13 protein-coding genes are annotated in these 18,230 nt (G+C 42.9%); 6 read left to right on the forward strand and 7 right to left on the reverse strand.

Annotation, left to right across the window (positions count from 1 at the left end; translation table 11 throughout):
* Nucleotides 1–71: 71 nt before the first annotated feature.
* The gene (locus CWO13_RS05920) at nucleotides 72–2,006 is read right to left on the reverse strand and encodes a PrkA family serine protein kinase (RefSeq protein ID WP_048659697.1); all 1,935 of its coding nucleotides are present in this window, start codon (nucleotides 2,004–2,006) and stop codon (nucleotides 72–74) included.
* Nucleotides 2,007–2,360: 354 nt separating this feature from the next.
* Here CWO13_RS05920 and CWO13_RS05925 point away from each other — a divergent pair, with 354 nt between their 5' ends.
* The gene (locus CWO13_RS05925; RefSeq protein ID WP_108020650.1) at nucleotides 2,361–3,116 is read left to right on the forward strand and encodes a MipA/OmpV family protein; all 756 of its coding nucleotides are present in this window, start codon (nucleotides 2,361–2,363) and stop codon (nucleotides 3,114–3,116) included.
* A 106-nt stretch (nucleotides 3,117–3,222) separates the two neighbouring features.
* On the opposite strand, the gene CWO13_RS05930 is transcribed toward CWO13_RS05925, so the two are convergent.
* The 5 genes from CWO13_RS05930 to CWO13_RS05950 form a co-directional block, all read right to left on the reverse strand.
* A complete protein-coding gene (locus CWO13_RS05930; protein WP_017631241.1) occupies nucleotides 3,223–3,723 on the reverse strand; it encodes a YfbU family protein in 501 nt (166 codons plus the stop codon).
* A 221-nt stretch (nucleotides 3,724–3,944) separates the two neighbouring features.
* Nucleotides 3,945–4,685, reverse strand: coding sequence for a pyruvate formate lyase 1-activating protein (gene pflA, locus CWO13_RS05935; protein ID WP_102432542.1), 741 nt, complete (start codon nucleotides 4,683–4,685; stop codon nucleotides 3,945–3,947).
* Nucleotides 4,686–4,849: 164 nt separating this feature from the next.
* Nucleotides 4,850–5,851 carry a lipid A deacylase LpxR family protein gene (locus CWO13_RS05940; protein WP_102432541.1) on the reverse strand — a complete coding sequence of 334 codons (1,002 nt, stop codon included), beginning with the start codon at nucleotides 5,849–5,851 and terminating at the stop codon, nucleotides 4,850–4,852.
* A 200-nt stretch (nucleotides 5,852–6,051) separates the two neighbouring features.
* Nucleotides 6,052–8,328, reverse strand: coding sequence for a formate C-acetyltransferase (gene pflB / locus CWO13_RS05945; protein WP_055319744.1), 2,277 nt, complete (start codon nucleotides 8,326–8,328; stop codon nucleotides 6,052–6,054).
* A gap of 307 nt (nucleotides 8,329–8,635) precedes the next feature.
* Nucleotides 8,636–10,177 carry a DUF3360 family protein gene (locus CWO13_RS05950; protein ID WP_108082640.1) on the reverse strand — a complete coding sequence of 514 codons (1,542 nt, stop codon included), beginning with the start codon at nucleotides 10,175–10,177 and terminating at the stop codon, nucleotides 8,636–8,638.
* Between the two features lie 800 nt (nucleotides 10,178–10,977).
* On the opposite strand from CWO13_RS05950, the gene CWO13_RS05955 reads away from it, so the two are divergent.
* The 5 genes from CWO13_RS05955 to CWO13_RS05975 all read left to right on the forward strand — a co-directional run bounded on the left by CWO13_RS05955 (nucleotide 10,978) and on the right by CWO13_RS05975 (nucleotide 17,262).
* Complete coding sequence (locus CWO13_RS05955) at nucleotides 10,978–11,748, forward strand: ABC transporter ATP-binding protein (protein ID WP_004736532.1); 771 nt, start codon at nucleotides 10,978–10,980, stop codon at nucleotides 11,746–11,748.
* 136 nt (nucleotides 11,749–11,884) lie between these two features.
* The gene (locus CWO13_RS05960; protein WP_048659693.1) at nucleotides 11,885–12,655 is read left to right on the forward strand and encodes an ABC transporter substrate-binding protein; all 771 of its coding nucleotides are present in this window, start codon (nucleotides 11,885–11,887) and stop codon (nucleotides 12,653–12,655) included.
* Between the two features lie 79 nt (nucleotides 12,656–12,734).
* Nucleotides 12,735–13,475: an ABC transporter permease gene (locus CWO13_RS05965; RefSeq protein ID WP_108082641.1), complete on the forward strand. Its 741-nt coding sequence runs from the start codon at nucleotides 12,735–12,737 to the stop codon at nucleotides 13,473–13,475.
* 2 nt (nucleotides 13,476–13,477) lie between these two features.
* Nucleotides 13,478–14,155 (forward strand): ABC transporter permease, encoded by a 678-nt coding sequence (locus CWO13_RS05970; RefSeq protein ID WP_048664666.1) that lies wholly within the window; start codon nucleotides 13,478–13,480, stop codon nucleotides 14,153–14,155.
* A 227-nt stretch (nucleotides 14,156–14,382) separates the two neighbouring features.
* The gene (locus CWO13_RS05975) at nucleotides 14,383–17,262 is read left to right on the forward strand and encodes an ImpA family metalloprotease (protein WP_108082642.1); all 2,880 of its coding nucleotides are present in this window, start codon (nucleotides 14,383–14,385) and stop codon (nucleotides 17,260–17,262) included.
* Nucleotides 17,263–17,283: 21 nt separating this feature from the next.
* Here CWO13_RS05975 and xthA read toward each other — a convergent pair whose 3' ends face one another.
* Nucleotides 17,284–18,090 (reverse strand): exodeoxyribonuclease III, encoded by an 807-nt coding sequence (xthA, locus tag CWO13_RS05980; RefSeq protein ID WP_019824400.1) that lies wholly within the window; start codon nucleotides 18,088–18,090, stop codon nucleotides 17,284–17,286.
* Between the last annotated feature and the right edge of the window lie 140 nt (nucleotides 18,091–18,230).

Below are 18,230 nucleotides of genomic sequence, written 5' to 3' on the forward strand. Positions count from 1 at the left end.
TAAGAGTTATTAGGATATAAGAGTTATTGCTTTGTACGAGCTGCTCACTTAAGCAGCTCAATACAGTTTGGTTATGAGGATTTACGAACTCTTAGGTACCATTCGGATAGCAGTCTCACTTGTTTCTCGGTGTAGCCTTTTTCCATCATACGAGCAACGAAGTCGTCGTGTTTTTTCTGATCATCCGTTGAGGTCTTAGCGTTGAATGAGATAACAGGAAGTAGCTCTTCTGTGTTAGAGAACATTTTCTTCTCAATCACAGTGCGCAGTTTCTCGTAGCTCGTCCACACAGGGTTTTGACCGTTATTGTTGGCTTTGGCACGAAGCACAAAGTTCACAATCTCATTTCGGAAGTCTTTAGGGTTGCTGATACCGGCTGTTTTCTCTATTTTCTCAAGTTCACCATTCAGAGAAGCGCGGTCAAATAGCTGGCCTGTTTCTGGATCGCGGTACTCTTGGTCTTGAATCCAGAAGTCTGCGTAGGTCACGTAGCGGTCGAAGATATTTTGACCGTACTCAGAGTAAGACTCTAGGTAAGCGGTTTGAATCTCTTTACCGATGAACTCTACGTAGCGTGGTACTAGGTATCCTTTCAAGAACTCTAGATACTTCTCGGCGGTTTCTTGAGGGAACTGCTCACGTTCGATTTGTTGCTCAATAACGTAGAACAGGTGCACTGGGTTAGCGGCCACTTCGGCTTGGTCGAAGTTAAACACGCGAGACAGGATCTTAAAGGCGAAACGTGTTGATAGCCCAGACATACCTTCGTCAACGCCAGCATAGTCTCGGTACTCTTGGTAGCTCTTCGCTTTTGGATCGGTGTCTTTTAGAGTCTCACCATCGTAAACCCGCATTTTTGAGAACAGAGAAGAGTTTTCAGGCTCTTTCAGTCTCGATAGGATGCTGAATTGCGATAGAAGGTCGAGCGTGCTTGGTGAACAAGGGGCTTTGGATAGCTCACTGTGTTCAAGCAGCTTCTTATAGATCTTAACTTCTTCAGAGACTCGTAGACAGTAAGGGACTTTTACAATGTACACACGGTCAAGGAAGGCTTCGTTGTTTTTGTTGTTACGGAAGGTCTGCCACTCAGATTCGTTCGAGTGAGCCAGAATCATACCGTCAAATGGCAGTGCAGAAAGCCCTTCGGTACCGTTGAAGTTACCTTCTTGTGTTGCCGTTAGTAGTGGGTGTAATACCTTGATTGGCGCTTTAAACATCTCCACGAATTCCATCACACCTTGGTTGGCTTTACATAGCGCACCAGAGTAGCTGTAGGCATCAGGATCATCTTGAGAGAAGTGCTCAAGTTTACGAATATCCACTTTACCAACCAGAGACGAAATATCTTGGTTGTTTTCATCACCAGGCTCTGTTTTAGCGATCGCAACTTGATCGAGAATCGAAGGGCGCAGTTTGATGACTTTGAATTTGGAAATATCACCGCCAAAATCGTGCAGACGTTTTGCAGCCCACGGAGACATAATTGAGCGAAGATAGCGTTTCTCAATGCCATATTCGTTCTTCAATAAGTCACCGTCTTCGTTGACATCGAATAGACAGAATGGGTGATCGTTTACTGGGCTTCGTTCACCGTCAGCAGACAATACATAGATTGGTAGTTTCTGCATCAGGGCTTTGAGTTTTTCAGCAAGAGATGATTTACCACCGCCCACAGGGCCAAGTAGGTAAAGGATTTGTTTACGTTCTTCTAAACCTTGTGCAGCATGTTTTAAGTAAGACACAATCTGTTCAATCGCATCTTCCATGCCGTAGAAATCTTTAAATTCGCTGTAGCGTGAGATGACACGGTTCGAGAAAATACGACTCAGTTGAGGGTCTTGAGCGGTGTCAATGACCTCAGGTTCGCCAATGGCTAGTAATAAGCGCTCGGCAGCATTCGCGTAAGCACTTTTATCGTCTTTACACAGCGCTAAGAACTCTTGCAATGTCAGCTCTTCTTCCTTGGCTGCTTCATAACGTGATTGATAGTGGTCAAAAATACTCATAGTCACATTCCCCTTGTTAACCAGTCAAAACTGACGAGCGATTGAAAAATAGGCTCTCCCTACATTTTAAGGTTAGACCCGCTTCGACAATTTTGCTTAACAATTATGTATTTATTTACAATTTTGTGTGTGAAAAACGTAGCGAGCTCAATAGGCAACTTGAGGCGTGTAGAATCAAATTATTTTACATTCGAGGGGATCTAGCCGTTTGTTTTGTGATTTTAGGTCGCTTAACAATACTCACACTGGATTTATGTGTATTAGATGTATAACTGGGCTCTATTGATTTTCTGGAACGAAGTACCATATAATACGCGGCGTTATCAAAAATTGCTCAATAAATAGGTAGATGTAGTGAAGAACAATGGGTTAAAAATAGTGGCTATCAGTGCTGCGTTACTGGCTTCGACAGCAACACATGCAAAAATCTCGCAGTGGTCACTAGGCGTTGCTGCCTCTTATTCTCCTGCTGTTTACAAAGACACTCCGTCAAACCGTGCCGTGATCCCTATGATTGGTTATGAAGGTGAGCACTTCTTTATGCGTGGTTTCAGTGCAGGCTATCGCTTATTACCTGCAGGTTCACCGCAAAATATTGTGTTTCGAGCCGTTTATGATTCAAGAACATTAAAGCCGGGTGACTCTGATAACGTTGATATTCAAAAGTTGGATGAACGTGATGCCTCTGTATTGGGTGGTATCAGTTATCAAGTGATTACTCTGGTTGGGATGTTTGAAGCGACAGCAGGTTCGGACTTAGGTTTTAAGCATAACGGTATTTACGCAGAAGCGGCATGGCGCCTACCTATTCGCCGAAATGGTTGGGCGATTACTCCTTCTATTGGTTACGCCTATAACAGTGAGCGTTTGAACAATCACTTATATGGTGTGAGTTCAGCTGAAGCGGCAAGAACAAACCTCAATGAATTCGACGCAGACTGGGATGGCCAGTACTTTATTGGTTTAGGTGGTTACTTGCATGTGACGCCAAATATCCGAGTGACGGGTGGCGTTCGTTATACCAATCTAGAAGGGAGTATTGAGAACAGCCCAATACTTGAAAGTGGTATCAACATGGCTGCAAACGTCGGTGTTGCTTACGTTTTCTAGTTACTTTGGTTTTCTCTTTGTATACGAATATTAAAAAAGGGTTACTCGTGATGAGTAACCCTTTTTTGAAATTTTTTAAGCCAGCTGAGGCTTATCTTTTGATGCATTAAGCACTGAAGATTTGAGATAGCTCTGTCGCACATAGGTGGTACTGACGAGGGCAGTTGCGCCATGTTGTTAGCATGCGACGGTATTTGTCTAGCATTGGCATTTGGCTATTGAAGTGGTGATCCGCTTTGTCGAACTGAGGGTAAAGACCTTCAGAATCTACAAGGAAACGCACGTAATGTACGATCTGCGCTTCAGAAGCGATATCAAAACCTAAGAACTGTAGGCGACGTTGGTCTACTTCAGCACGTTCTTGCTCTGCAAGCATTTTGTTTGACTCTTGCATTGCATGATACATCTCCATGATGTCGATAATTTCGCGACATTCTGCTTCAGTCAAACAACCAAACTCTTTGTTAAGCTCACGCATTTGGAGTTCGTAACCGCGCTCTACAATCGTTTGTAGGCGTTGATATTTAGCGGAGTTCTCAGGATCCATTTGAGACATTAGGTAGTATTGATTTGATAGAATTAGACGCTGAGCATTGGTCATTTCCATGGGAGGAACCTCACTAAAAAACTAAATGTTGTATTTTTTTGTTGCAGTAAGAGTAACAGCATTCCTACGAGTGGAAACATGATCTCAACACGGATTTAATATGATTTTTTGAATTGATAAACAAAAGTTGTAAAGAAAAGTGAAAGGATTGTTTTGCTCGAAAAAGAAAACACCCCAATCGAACTTGAGGCGTTTGAAATCGCTATGGACGTAAGTCTAGATTAGTATTTTACGTTTGAATGGTACTGGCTTAGAACCTCAACAATCTCGTCCATTTTTTCTTTGCTTGGTGGGTTTGTTCCTTCAAGCGGGTAGTCAAAACCAAGCGCTTCCCATTTATGAGCACCAAGCTTGTGGTACGGAAGCAGTTCTACTTTCTCGATGTTATCCATATCTTTGATGAATTCACCTAGAAGATGAGCATCTTCAGGCGTATCGGTGTAGCCAGGAACAATCACATAGCGAATCCAAGTTTTCTTACCGATTTTGTGCAAGTAGCGCGCAAAATCCAGAGTACGTCGGTTTGATACTCCAATGAAATCGTGGTGAATTTCATCTCGCATGTGTTTAAGATCTAGCATTACTAGATCAGAGGCTTCTAGTACTTCATCGACCACTTCAGTGTGCTTACGAATGTAGCCATTAGTATCAAGACAAGTGTGAATGCCTTCAGCTTGAGCTGCGCGGAAAAAGTCACGAACAAACTCAGGTTGTAGCATCGCTTCACCACCAGAACAGGTGATACCACCGCCCGATGCTTTCATAAAATGACGGTATGATTTTGCTTCGTTGATGATCTCTTCGACCGTTACTTCCTTTCCGTCATGAAGATCCCATGTATCACGGTTATGACAGTACATACAACGCATTAAGCAGCCTTGAAGAAACACAATAAAGCGGATACCAGGGCCATCGACAGTACCACAAGATTCGAATGAGTGAATGCGACCAGTTGTAGACATGAGCTATTCTCGTAGAGGAATTTATACCCTTTATTTTATTACAAAAACGGTACATAAAATAGGGTCAAATGGTAACGAGGTCTTTAAAAATAAAGGCAATCACCCGTTAAGATGATTGCCTTTATTAAACTTGGAAAGTAAAGGACGAAAGCTCTTACTGGTGGCTAGAAGAAAGCAAACATTGTGATACCGCCAGTGGTGTACACTGACTCTTTTGCTTCTTCGTAATCTGGTGTTTTTGCTGTTAGTGCGAAAGAGGCACCAACGTATCGGTTATACCAAGCGACACCCAATACAGCAGTCGCTTGAATATTCTCTAAAGTCACATCGTAGATAGCGGGATCTTCGTTGTTTTTATGAGCGTACTCATCAACACCTGAGCGATCGCCTTCAATTGTTAGGTCGTTGAATCGGTAACGACCTTCAAGGCCTGCATAGGTAAACCAACCAGCGTTTGATGCGCCGATCATGCCAGGTTTGAATGGGTTTTCTGTGGTGATGTTGGCTGCACCAAAGTTACCGCCCAAGTCCGTACCCCAACGGAACATAAAACCAGTCGAGATATCACTTCTAAAGTTACCCACGTTGATTTCTGAAACGTTAGAGATTTCGTAGTCAGTATTCGCTAGAGCTTGATTACGCATTAAGTTGAAATGGCTTAGGTAGCCAACGCTTCCCGCCCACTCATCATCAACTTGATATTCCCAGCCCATAGGCTCATCTGATTTTGTGATTGAGTGAACCAGCTTTTGAGCATCTTCTGAAAGTGCACGCTCACCAGTCGTACCAAACGTGATGTTAAAACGCTGAGCTTGTTGTGGATTTAAGCTGATGTAGTTGAATTCGGTGTGTAGGTAACCTGCATACGGGCGATCATTGGCAGATGGTGTTTCCAATTCAATATCTGAAGGCGTATACATTTTGTGGCCAATGGTGATTTCCCACTTATCTAGAGAGCTTGCGCCCCAGTAAGAAAGGCTCAGTGGTTTTACCCAGTTGTATGGTGTAATACTTGATGATGTGTAACCCAGAAATAAGCCGTTGGTATAGTCTTGGTCGACACCAAAAATACCATCGTTATCTAAAGCGAAAGTTAACGTAGAACGATCAGATGCCAAAGATGAAAAAGAAAGGAGAATCAGGGGTAAACAACGCAGGTATTTCATGGAGCAGTTACTCTTAAATTATGAACCGAGATATTACCGTAATTTGACAGGATTTGTGGAAAAAAAGTGAATGGCAGGGTGCTTTTTTGCTCAATCTAACACTTCGAGGGATGGGTTAAGCTTGTGCGATTTACAACGGATATAAAAAAGCCCCGCACATTGGCGAGGCTAATATTATTTACTGTCTATTTAGCGTGAGCTTATAGAGACTCAGTAAATGTACGTGCGATTACGTCAGCTTGTTGCTCTGCAGTTAGAGAGTTAAAGCGAACAGCGTAACCAGATACACGGATTGTTAGCTGAGGGTACTTCTCAGGGTGCTTAACTGCGTCTTCAAGAGTTTCGCGGTTAAGAACGTTAACGTTAAGGTGTTGACCACCTTCAATGCCAGCTTCGTGGTGGAAGTAACCATCCATTAGGCCTGCAAGGTTAGCACGTTGGCTGTCTTGTTCTTTACCTAGTGCGTTTGGCACGATAGAGAACGTGTAAGAGATACCATCTTGTGCATCAGCAAACGGTAGTTTACCTACAGACGTTAGTGAAGCTACTGCGCCTTTCTCATCACGACCGTGCATTGGGTTAGCACCAGGAGCGAAAGGAGCGCCAGCACGACGACCGTCTGGAGTGTTACCAGTTTTCTTACCGTAAACCACGTTAGACGTGATAGTAAGAACTGACTGTGTAGGGATTGAATCACGGTAAGTCTTAAGCTTACGGATCTTGTTCATGAACGTAGAAACTAGTTCACAAGCAATGTCATCTACACGAGAGTCGTTGTTACCGTATTTAGGGTAATCGCCTTCGATTTCGAAGTCAGTTGCGATGCCATCTTCGTCGCGGATTGGTTTAACAGTCGCGAATTTGATTGCAGACAGTGAGTCAGCTGCAACAGATAGACCAGCAATACCACAAGCCATAGTACGACGAACGTCACGGTCATGAAGAGCCATTAGAGAAGCTTCGTAGCTGTACTTGTCGTGCATGTAGTGAATGCTGTTTAGTGCAGTCACGTATTGCTTAGCTAACCAGTCCATGAAGTGATCTAGACGGTCCATTACTTTATCGTAATCAAGAACAGCGTCAGTCATTGGAGCTTCTTTAGGACCAACTTGCATCTTAAGTTTTTCGTCCACACCGCCGTTGATTGCGTAAAGCATTGTTTTCGCAAGGTTAGCACGAGCACCGAAGAACTGCATTTGCTTACCAACGATCATTGGAGATACACAACAAGCGATAGCGTAATCATCAGACTCAAGGTCAGGACGCATTAGGTCATCATTTTCGTACTGGATAGAAGAAGTATCGATAGATACCTTCGCACAAAAACGCTTGAAGCCGTCAGGTAGTTGCTCAGACCAAAGAACAGTGATATTTGGCTCTGGAGAAGGACCCATAGTGTATAGCGAGTTTAGGAAACGGAAGTTCGAACGCGTTACTAGCGTACGACCGTCGATACCCATGCCACCCATAGATTCTGTTGCCCAGATTGGGTCGCCAGAGAATAGCTCATCGTACTCAGGAGTACGTAGGAAACGAACCATACGCAGCTTCATTACGAAGTGGTCGATCATTTCTTGTGCTTGGTCTTCTGTGATTTTGCCAGCAGCGATATCACGCTCGATGTAGATGTCTAGGAAAGTCGAAGTACGACCTAGAGACATTGCAGCACCGTTTTGAGATTTAACAGCAGCTAGGTAGCCGAAGTAAGTCCACTGGATAGCTTCTTGAGCAGTTTGAGCTGGCTCAGAGATATCGAAACCGTATTTCTCAGCCATTTGCTTGATTTGACCTAGAGCACGATGTTGCTCAGAGATCTCTTCACGCAATTGCATTGTTGCAGAAAGATCTTCGCCGTTCTCGAAACGCTCTTGTAGAGAAGCGAATTGAGCAGCTTTGTCTTTCATTAGGAAATCAATACCGTAAAGTGCAACACGACGGTAGTCACCAATGATACGACCACGGCCGTATGCATCAGGAAGACCAGTCAGAACACCAGACTTACGACATTTTAGGATATCAGGAGTGTAGATATCGAAAACGCCAGCATTGTGTGTTTTGCGGTATTCTGAGTAGATTTTTGAAACCATTGGGTCAAGAGTTTCACCGTATGCTTTACAAGAACCTTCAACCATACGTACACCACCGTTAGGGATGATTGCACGTTTTAGTGGCTTCTCAGTTTGTAGACCAACGATAGTCTCAAGATCTTTCTCAATGTAACCTGCATCGTGAGCAGTAATGGTAGAGATAACAGAAGTATCGAAATCTACAGGTGCTTTAGTTGCGTTTTCCTGTTTGATACCTTCCATTACCGAAGACCAAAGCTTGTTAGTTGCTTCAGTACCCTCAGAAACTAGGAAAGACTCGTCGCCTTCATACGGCGTGTAGTTCTTTTGAATGAAATCACGAACGTTTACTTCGCTTTGCCACTCACCTGCAGCAAAATCTTCCCAAGCTTTAGCAAATTGCTCTGCCATGACATACCTACCTTTTTAGTAGAAAAAATACGTACATTAACACTGTTGAGCCAGCGCCCCTCGTAAGGGTAGTACACTCTTATTAATAACAATATATATGAGCATATAAGCGTCATATGGTTATATATATTGTCACTACTTTTTATATGTTGTCTTTACTCTATGAATTCAAGACTACGCTAAAAAATTCCTGCAAACCTTAAACTAAATCAATAAATGCCAAAAAAAGTTGAAAAAATTTGAGTGACAGGGGTTGCCACCCAAACTTTTTTTTAATCCGATTACTACTTTTGTGTAGTAAGGACCATTATAGCCAAGCTTTTAGACCATATTGGCTTTCTAGCATACCAACTGTAAGCATTGCTACTAGACAGATAACTAAAACACCAACTGGGATAACAATCTTGTCTACAAATGATAGACGCTTCGCACGCTCTTTATCACCAATTAGGCCGTTGTTATCAAGAAGCATAGTCAGTGCCCACGCTAGTACTGGGTTAACAACCGCAGAACCGAAGATACAGATACCAGCCGCTTGAGAATCTTTTGAATCCTTAACCATTTGCATACCCGCTTCAAGTAGAGGTAGAGATACACCTACAAGTAGCGCGACACGCATCACTGGTGGCCATACCGCAACGTCCATTGGGAAGCCAAGAATCGCTACAATAATACATAGAGAACCAAGCAAGATTGCGCCGCCAGGAATTGGACGTTTCGCGATAGCTGCTGGGATCATGTAAGTACCCCAAGAAGATGTGATGTTACCACCACCAACCGCAGTACCCACCATTTGACGAACTGAACACATAGTCATTGTGTCATCTACATCCATAAGTACTTTTTCAGACTTTTTAGGGTAGTTCAGTTCTTGGAAGATACGGTGACCTAGGAAGTCAGGTGACCACATCGCTACTGCAAGAATTGCGAATGGTAGAGAAGCGATGAAGTGTTCAACGTTTGGCAAGCCAAGCATCCAACCTTCAGAAGTAGAACCCCACCAGTAAACTGGGTTTAGGTTTGGAATACCCATTTCAGTTTCGAACACGATATCGAAACCTGCACCTAGTGCTAATGCAATAGCAAGGCCTGTGAATGCACACACTGGGATAGCCAACCAACGCTTGTTTACTTTTGCTAAGAAAGCGTAGATAGCAATAGTAATAGCAAGAACAATTAAACCAACGTAACCCATACTGCCCGCTTCAACAGTAGAAGATTGAAGACCAACCGCCCATGTTTGAATTGAGTTAATTTGGCTCATGGTGCCCGTTAGGCCTAAGAAAATGAGCAAGCCACCAGCGGTACCTTCCGAAGTTAGGTTAACCAGCTTGGAGCCGCCTTTTAGGAAACTTAGGATTAGACCGAAAACACCAATAAGAATTGCCAATGCAAGAGGGTGAGCACCAGCTAAAGCAATGGTACCAATAAGAGGAATCATTGGGCCGTGGTTACCGGCAAGGTTTGCTTTAGGGTTAAAGAAACCAGAAGCAAGGATACAAAACAGCAGTGCAGGGATAAGCATTTCTACACGAGCGACTTCAATCGCAAACTCTTTACCCAAGTTTACGTGATCCCAAGCTTGAGTTAGGCCATCAGCCCAAGACATCATTACTGCTGAGTACATCGCGATGATACCAATGGTACCAGCAAGTGCAGGAACAAGGTCTTCAAGTTCAAAGCGGAAGTCACGACCAGGAAGGTTTAAACCGAAGCGGCGAGGCTTCATGATTTGAAGCTCATGATCTAGATAATCTGAGCGGCTCTCAAATTCAGAAGCAGGGCGGTGTAGCTCTTTATAGCTTTTCTCTTCTACTTCAGAGTTCGCATTGTTCACAACGTCTGACATAGATTCCTCATATTTTTATGTTAGTAATTCTAAAATTGAATTCTATAAGTTCGCGTAATTGCGTAATTGCGTTATTTCTTAGTTATAACTCATTAACATTATGTTGCACGGTCTTGATGTGCTTTATGCAGCTAAGTTAAAAGAAATGTTTGGCATTTTTAATGCCTTATTCTTTGCTGAGGAGTCTAACAAGCTTACCCTTTAGGGTGATTGATCTTGATCACTTTATGAGTGTATGTGAAAGAAAGCTACAAAACGCAGCGATTCATTAACTTTCCATTGATGAATCGTGTAATTAGTTTTCACAAATTGACGTTTTCTTATCTTCTCCGAGCCTTTACCGCTATGGAATTGGCTGAATGCTTTATGTTTACTGAGTTATCTCACTATTACTCGCTTGCCCCACGCTCTGAGTAAAATACTTACAATGTAATAACCTTAAAATAATTGTGAATTATGGTGAGGATGGTGTGCTGAATGTTCGCGCTATATTTTGTGGGTCGCGATGTTTCTAAGTTCACAAAACCTGTTTTTCTTGTGAGACATCAAGCTACGAGAATCTCATTTTGGTTAACTTTATTTAAACAATGTAAGGGGTGTAATTACAGCTTATTGATAGAACTCATTCATTAAATTGAGGTGAAAACGCTACCTTTTGCATAATAAGTCAGAGTGAATCGCTATTTATTCCAATTTATTAGGTTAATAATTTGTTGCATGTTTTTTCGTGTGGTGCTAGTTTGTATCGCATGAAAAGGTCGGAGTACCTTGCATTTTCACAAACTTGGGAGAGAAAGCGCATGAAAGATGTACCAGCGCTGGACATAAAGGATCTACACAAAACGTTTGGTCAAAATGAAGTTTTAAAAGGAATTTCACTTTCTGCGCATAAAGGCGATGTTGTATCGATTATCGGATCTTCAGGGTCGGGTAAAAGTACTTTCCTTAGATGTATCAACCTTTTAGAGACACCAACCGCAGGCGAAATTTGGGTTAATGGCGAATTAATTCAAATGAAAAACAACCGCCAAGGTGTATCTGTTCCTGCTAATGAAAAACAAGTACAGCGAATCCGTTCTCGCTTAGCGATGGTTTTTCAAGGCTTCAATCTTTGGTCTCACCTGACCGTTCTCGAAAATGTTATCGAAGCGCCTGTTCACGTCTTAGGTGTACCTAAAGCTCAAGCGATTGAAAATGCAGAACTACTACTTAAAAAAGTAGGCCTGTATGAGCGTAAAGATTACTACCCAGGTCATTTATCAGGTGGGCAACAACAACGTGCGGCAATTGCTCGAGCGTTAGCGGTTGATCCTGAGGTGATGCTGTTTGATGAACCAACATCAGCACTTGACCCTGAGTTAGTAGGGGAAGTACTTGGTGTAATGCGTGATCTAGCAGAAGAAGGAAGAACCATGCTTGTGGTAACACATGAAATGGCTTTTGCTCGTGACGTATCAAACCATGTGATGTTCCTGCATCAAGGCTTAGTGGAAGAACAGGGCGATCCAGCTAAACTGTTTACTGAGCCTGAATCTGAGCGATTACAACAATTTATCTCATCGATTTACTAATCAGAATTGAAATGCTGTTGCTAAGGTAAATGGCGACAGTGTTAACAATGAAACACAACAAGTAAGTTAATAAGTAACAACAAACACAATATTAAAATTAGCAAAACATAAAAACCTAAATCACAGGAGTAGGGATATGAAAAAGTGGTTATTAGTCGCGGCACTTGCTGCAACTGCTGCAACGGGCGTAGCTCAAGCAAAAGAATGGAAAACAGTACGTTTCGGTATTGAAGGTGCTTACCCTCCATTTAGCTGGACAGAAGCTGACGGTTCACTAAAAGGCTTCGATGTCGATATGGCTAACGCACTTTGTACTGAAATGCAGGTGAAGTGCAAGATCGTTGCACAAGACTGGGATGGCATTATCCCTTCTCTACTTGCTCGTAAATATGATGCGATCATCGCGGCAATGTCTATCACGGAAGAGCGTAAGAAAAAGATCGATTTCACTGGCAAATACGCACTTATCCCAAACAAGTTCATTGCTAAAAAAGGTGCAGGTCTTAACTTCGATGATCTAAGCGGTCAAAAAATTGCGGTTCAACGTGCAACAACTCACGATAAATATCTAACAGACAACTACGGTGACACAGTAGAAATCGTTCGTTACGGTTCATTCGATGAAGCTTACCTTGATCTAGCTAACGGTCGTGTTGCTGCTGTACTGGGTGATGCATCTGCTCTAGAAGAAGGCGTACTAAACAAAGCTGGTGGTGAAGCTTACGAGTTTGTTGGTCCATCACTAACAGATCCTAAGTGGTTCGGTGAAGGTTTTGGTATTGCTCTACGTAAGCAAGACAAAGATCTGACTAAGCAATTAGATGCTGCAATTCTTTCACTACGTGAGAAAGGCATCTACCAAGATATCGCTGCTAAATACTTCAACTACGACGTATACGGTCAGTAATTTCTAGCGTCACTTCTTAAGGGAGAGGTTCTCCTCTCCCTGTCTTACCAACTTTTTCGCAGTTCTGTTGGAATTCATTATGTTTGATTTACAAGGATATGAAGCTTCGATCCTGAAAGGGGCGGTGCTTACAATCGAAGTTGCCTTGCTGTCGCTAATTTTAGCTATGGTTCTTGGTATGCTAGGTGCCTTAGCAAAACTAGCGCCTTATCGCTGGGCTCGTGCTATTGCAACCCTCTATACAACTGTTATTCGAGGCATTCCTGATCTCGTCTTGATGATGCTGATTTTCTTTGGTGGACAAATCCTTTTAAACAACAGTTTGTATTCCACCAATGAGTGGCTCAATGAGTGGTTCACCTCAAGTGATCCTAACCACGAATGGACCTCTTACTTACCAGATTATATTGATGTCAGCCCATTCATTGCTGGTGTCTTAACCATTGGCTTCATCTTTGGCGCTTACATGGCTGAAACCTTCCGTGGTGCAATCATGGCTGTTGATAGCGGTGAAATGGAAGCCGCAAAGGCCTATGGCATGGGACCCGTTTTAGCGTTTCGTCGTATTCTATTACCGCAAATGATTCGTCACGCACTGCCGGGCTTTGGTAATAACTGGTTGGTTCTGCTTAAGACGACTGCGTTGGTTTCGATTATCGGCCTAGAAGACATGGTCCGCGTTAGCGCATTAGCTGCAGGTTCAACCAAAATGCCATTTACCTTCTATATGACGGTGGCGCTGATCTTCTTATTCTTCACCAGTGTTTCGACGGGCTTACTTAAGTTGGTTGAACGTAAATTCAGTATCCACGCGAGGTAGTTATGGACTTTTCATTGATAATTGAAAGCCTGCCGATTTACCTTGGTGGTTTATGGACAACGGCTTGGATGGTTTGTGTCGCTTTGGTCATTGGCTTATTCGTAGCCATACCGTTAGCTATCGCTCGTAACAGTCCAAATATGATGATTAATGCTCCAGCTTGGTCATTCATCTATTTCTTCCGTGGCACACCATTATTGGTTCAGCTGTACCTGATTTACTACGGTATGGATCAGTTTTTCCCAGTGAAAGACACATTGTGGGAAAACGCATGGTTCTGTGCTTTAGTGGCATTCATTCTTAACACGTCAGCTTATACCGCAGAGATCATTCGTGGTGCGATCAACGGGTTACCGAAAGGTGAAGTGGAAGCTGCAAAAGCATACGGCATGAGTACACCGAAGACTTACCGTCGTATCATTTTACCAAGTGCTTTACGTCGCGCACTGCCAGCTTACAGTAATGAAGTCATTTTCATGCTTCACGGCTCTGCGGTAGCAGGTATCGTAACCATTATGGATCTAACTGGTGCAGCTCGTTTGGTTAACTCACGTTATTACGCTCCATTTGAATCTTTCCTAACGGCAGGTCTGTTTTACATGGCGCTCACGTTTATCATCATCGCGATTTTCAAATTCGCAGAGAAACGTTTCCTTGCTTACCTAAGGCCTCTTAGTTAATCGCACCCTGTACAAATCATATTAATAAAACGGCGCTTCTATAGCGCCGTTTTTTATATCGAAAAGGTAACACAGTCATGGTTTGGGCAGAGACTCGTCAATACTAACTATAGATTTTTAAAAACAGTTAACTTGCTTCAAATTGCGTTCACGCATTCATTAGAATAATTGCTTTAGACTTAACTATAGATAGACTCGGAAAGATTTTGTTGTTGTACGGAATGATGATGAAAAAGAGTAACTTACTAGCGAACTTGGTTCTTTGTGTTATCACGTTATCACTTTTAGGATGCGGAGGTGGTAGTGGCGGTGAAAGTGCCCAAACTGGTTCTGGAGGTTCTGGAGGTTCTGGAGGTTCTGGAGGTTCTGGAGGTTCTGGAGGTTCTGGAGGTTCTGGAGGAGGAGGTAATGACGGTGATGGAAGCGGTGAGCCAGATATAAACCCAATTCCGCAAACCGCTGTTCAAAAAGCCTTGTCGACTGGTAATGCTTCTTATGTTGATAATTCCTTGGAGTTTATTGAGGCAAGCCAAGCATTAGTTGCTCAATACAACGAGGACTACAATCATATTAAGCAAGCTTTATCCCAAAACTCTGAAGGGGAACCTCTACGTAATCTTCATTGGGATCCAACACATGACACGGCAATTATCTTACCTACCTATGGCTTTAACGATGTCATCTTAAAAACCAATAAAGCGATGCAAGATGGCTATGCCAACCAAGAGCTTGTCATTGGTATTGCGGGTTATACGTCAGACGACAACCGCTATGCAGCATTAGCAAGTAACCCGTTTCGAACTAAGCAGCGCTTTCCTGATTCTGTCAACGAAGAGATGGATACTTGGTTGAAGAACTTAGTTAGGTGGACTTCTAGTACTGACTCGCCACAAAATGTTGTGTTAGCTCAGCTTGATCAGTCTCATTATTTTCCTGATGATCAAGCAACACGAAACTGGTTAACCGACAATGTTAATGCTTCTATGGTTATCAACGCTGACAATACTTGTGATGGTAGTAAATTAAGTCAATGTATTGAAGCCAATAACCCTGACTTGCTAGTTTTGTCTCAAAAGTTAAATGATGGTGATGACATTGAAGATGTGATTTCAGGGTTACGTTTGGCGTTCAGCAAAAATATTCCAGTGTTATATCTACATCTTGATGGCGGTCTGACGGACTTAGGTAATGCCTTGTTTGCTGAAATGCACATGACCTACGTTGGTGATAACTATTGGCGCAAGCTTGGCCTGTCTAATTGGGATTCTACACAGCTCATTAATCAGGTGCCGGATAACATTGTTCAACAACAAGCGCTTTTACAGAGACTGAAAGATGATAGTTTTACCGTTGACTTGACTACCTGCGATGACAAATCTTGCCCTGATGAATCCAATATGGATGAAGAGTTCTATACTGCAGCAAACAGTATTCGTTCGCACTTAACATCACTTGATAGTAACAAAGTTGACCTATTTTCAACCGATGATTACGAATATGAAAAGTTGTTACTGTTACTTGCGGATCGCTATCGCCAAGACGTTCAGTATCCAATGGGTAAGGGCGTGACAGAGAGAATTGATTTTCTTCGCTCTTATTACAGTGATTACGCGACCTACAACAGTCGCGTGTATAACGCGGCGCAACCAAGTCTAGGCAATTTCAGTACCAAGAGTTTTGAAAACGTACCGCTCGTCACCAAAACAATTGCCTTTGAGTCCAAGAGACACTTTCGATCAGCTGGAGTGTACGCATTGCCAGGTGAGACGATTAAGGTGACTCGCTTAGACAGTAACGAAGTGGCTACGTCTATTGCATTTAATACATTGCGTAGTGGCGCGACACACGAGTTTTCAGGCAATGACGGTTACGCTCGGCCGAAATTTTTAACCTCGGTAACTTATCCAGTGAAACCAGGCGAGACGATTTATCTCACTTCAGCCTATGGTGGAACATTACAGGTTCATTTTGATACCAATGATATCGATGTGGAGTTGCGTTTTGAAAATGTTGCTCAACACCCGGTTTGGCGAAGTGAGGCGGACAACGATAGTTTTGTGGCACAACTTGAAGAAGAAAAGTTTGACTGGGCAGAACTGGTAACACCTGGATTTGAAGTCCACTCTAAACTAGACAAAATGAAAGAGTCTATCAGTGCTGCTGATTGGGCTCAGCCTCATGATATGGCTCTTGCCACAGAGCGTTATGTACATAACTTTCCTCATGCACTTGCAGGCTTTAAAGGGCCGGGTATTGATGAAATTGCTGAAATACACCAATACGGGGAAGACAAGGGCTGGGAAATTGCAACCATTGACATTGTAAAGCATATGAATGCAGACCAAGCTAACTGTGGCTATGGTTGTTCAGGAAACCCGTATGATGCCTATTGGTCGTTTCATCCATTAGGGCATGGTGATCTTCACGAGTTAGGGCATGGTTTAGAGCGTGGTCGATTTAGGTTTAGCGGCTGGGATGGGCACTCTACAACGAACTACTATTCGTATTTTAGTAAATCAAAATATTATAAAGACACCGGAAAAGTATCGTCTTGCCAAGGCTTAGATTTTAAAGGGCAGTATGAACTTTTGCAGCAGAGCCGAGCTCAATCTGACCCAAATGCTTTTATGGCAGCTCAGAATCAAACCGGTTGGAGCTGGGGAGCGAGAGTCTTCATTCAAATGATGATGTTAACTGAGCAGCAAGGTGTATTGAGTTCTGGTTGGCATTTGCTAGGGCGTTTACACTTGATTGAGCGTGAGTTTAATCGTTTAAAGTCGAGTGACGAGTTGTGGGTTGCAAATAGGCAAACCATTGGCTTTGACAGCTATTCAAGAGAGGAAGCAAATCAGATCACGAACGACGATTGGCTGTTGGTTGCGCTGAGTTATGTCAACGAGCGGGATATGCGGAATTATCTAGATATGTGGGGCTTTAGTTTTACGGATAAAGCAAAACAACAAGTAGTGACACTGAATTTGCCACTAATGCCACTAACGTACTTCGCGAGCTCAAACCAAGGTTATTGTGTCGATGAGTTTGCCACAGCACCTATTAGTATCGACGGGACAACCCCTTGGCAATCAACTAATCTAAAAAGTAAATAGGGAGCATGAGCTCCCTATTTTCTACTTAAACGTCGACCAAATTGGTGCGTGGTCAGATGGCTTTTCAATGCCACGTAGTTCGTAGTCGATGCCTGCTTCAGTACACTTATCAGCAAGTTTCTGAGTTGCTAGGACTACATCAATACGTAGACCGCGGTTGTCTACGAAACCTTTTGAACGGTAATCAAACCACGAGTATTGATCATTCACTTCAGGGTGCAGTAGACGGAAGCTATCCACAAAACCCCAATCCATTAGAGTTTTTAGCCATTCGCGTTCTTCAGGTTGGAAAGAGCACTTACCGGTTTTCAACCAACGTTTTGCATTAGGTTCACCAATGCCGATGTCTGCGTCGATAGGGCTGATATTAATGTCGCCCATCACGATCACTTGTTCATCTTTGTTGTGGTGATCGTTTAGGTAAGTCATCAAGTCTTTGTAGAACTCGCGCTTGTACGGGTATTTGGTTTCATGCTTGATGTTATCCCCTTGAGGGAAGTAACCATTTAGTACGGTAACCTTTTCACCGTTTTCATCTTCAAACGTCGCCATGATCATACGCTTTTGATGGTCTTCATTGTCGGTTGGAAAACCTTTCTGAACTGAGATTGGCTCTTGCTTACACAGCATAGCCACACCGTAATGCGCTTTTTGGCCGTGAAAGTAAACCTTGTAGCCCATTGCTTCAACATCAGCAATAGGGAAGGCTTCATCGTGTACTTTTATCTCTTGCAGACCAATTACGTCCGGTTGGTGTTTGTCGATAACAGCTTGCAGTTGATGAAGGCGGGCTCTCAGGCCGTTGATGTTGAAGCTAATTACTTTCATTTGTTTTTATACCTCTCGTAAACCTTTGTCACTGCGAGTTTTCAAAGATTTTTTGATTTGGTGGATTTCATGGTTCATCGTATTTAACCATGCTTAGTAATTTCTGTCGCCATTTTGTCGAGACTAAATGGCGACGTTAA

It is taken from the genome of Vibrio sp. ZF 223 (genome assembly GCF_003050585.1).
GTDB classification, from domain to species: Bacteria; Pseudomonadota; Gammaproteobacteria; order Enterobacterales; family Vibrionaceae; genus Vibrio; species Vibrio crassostreae.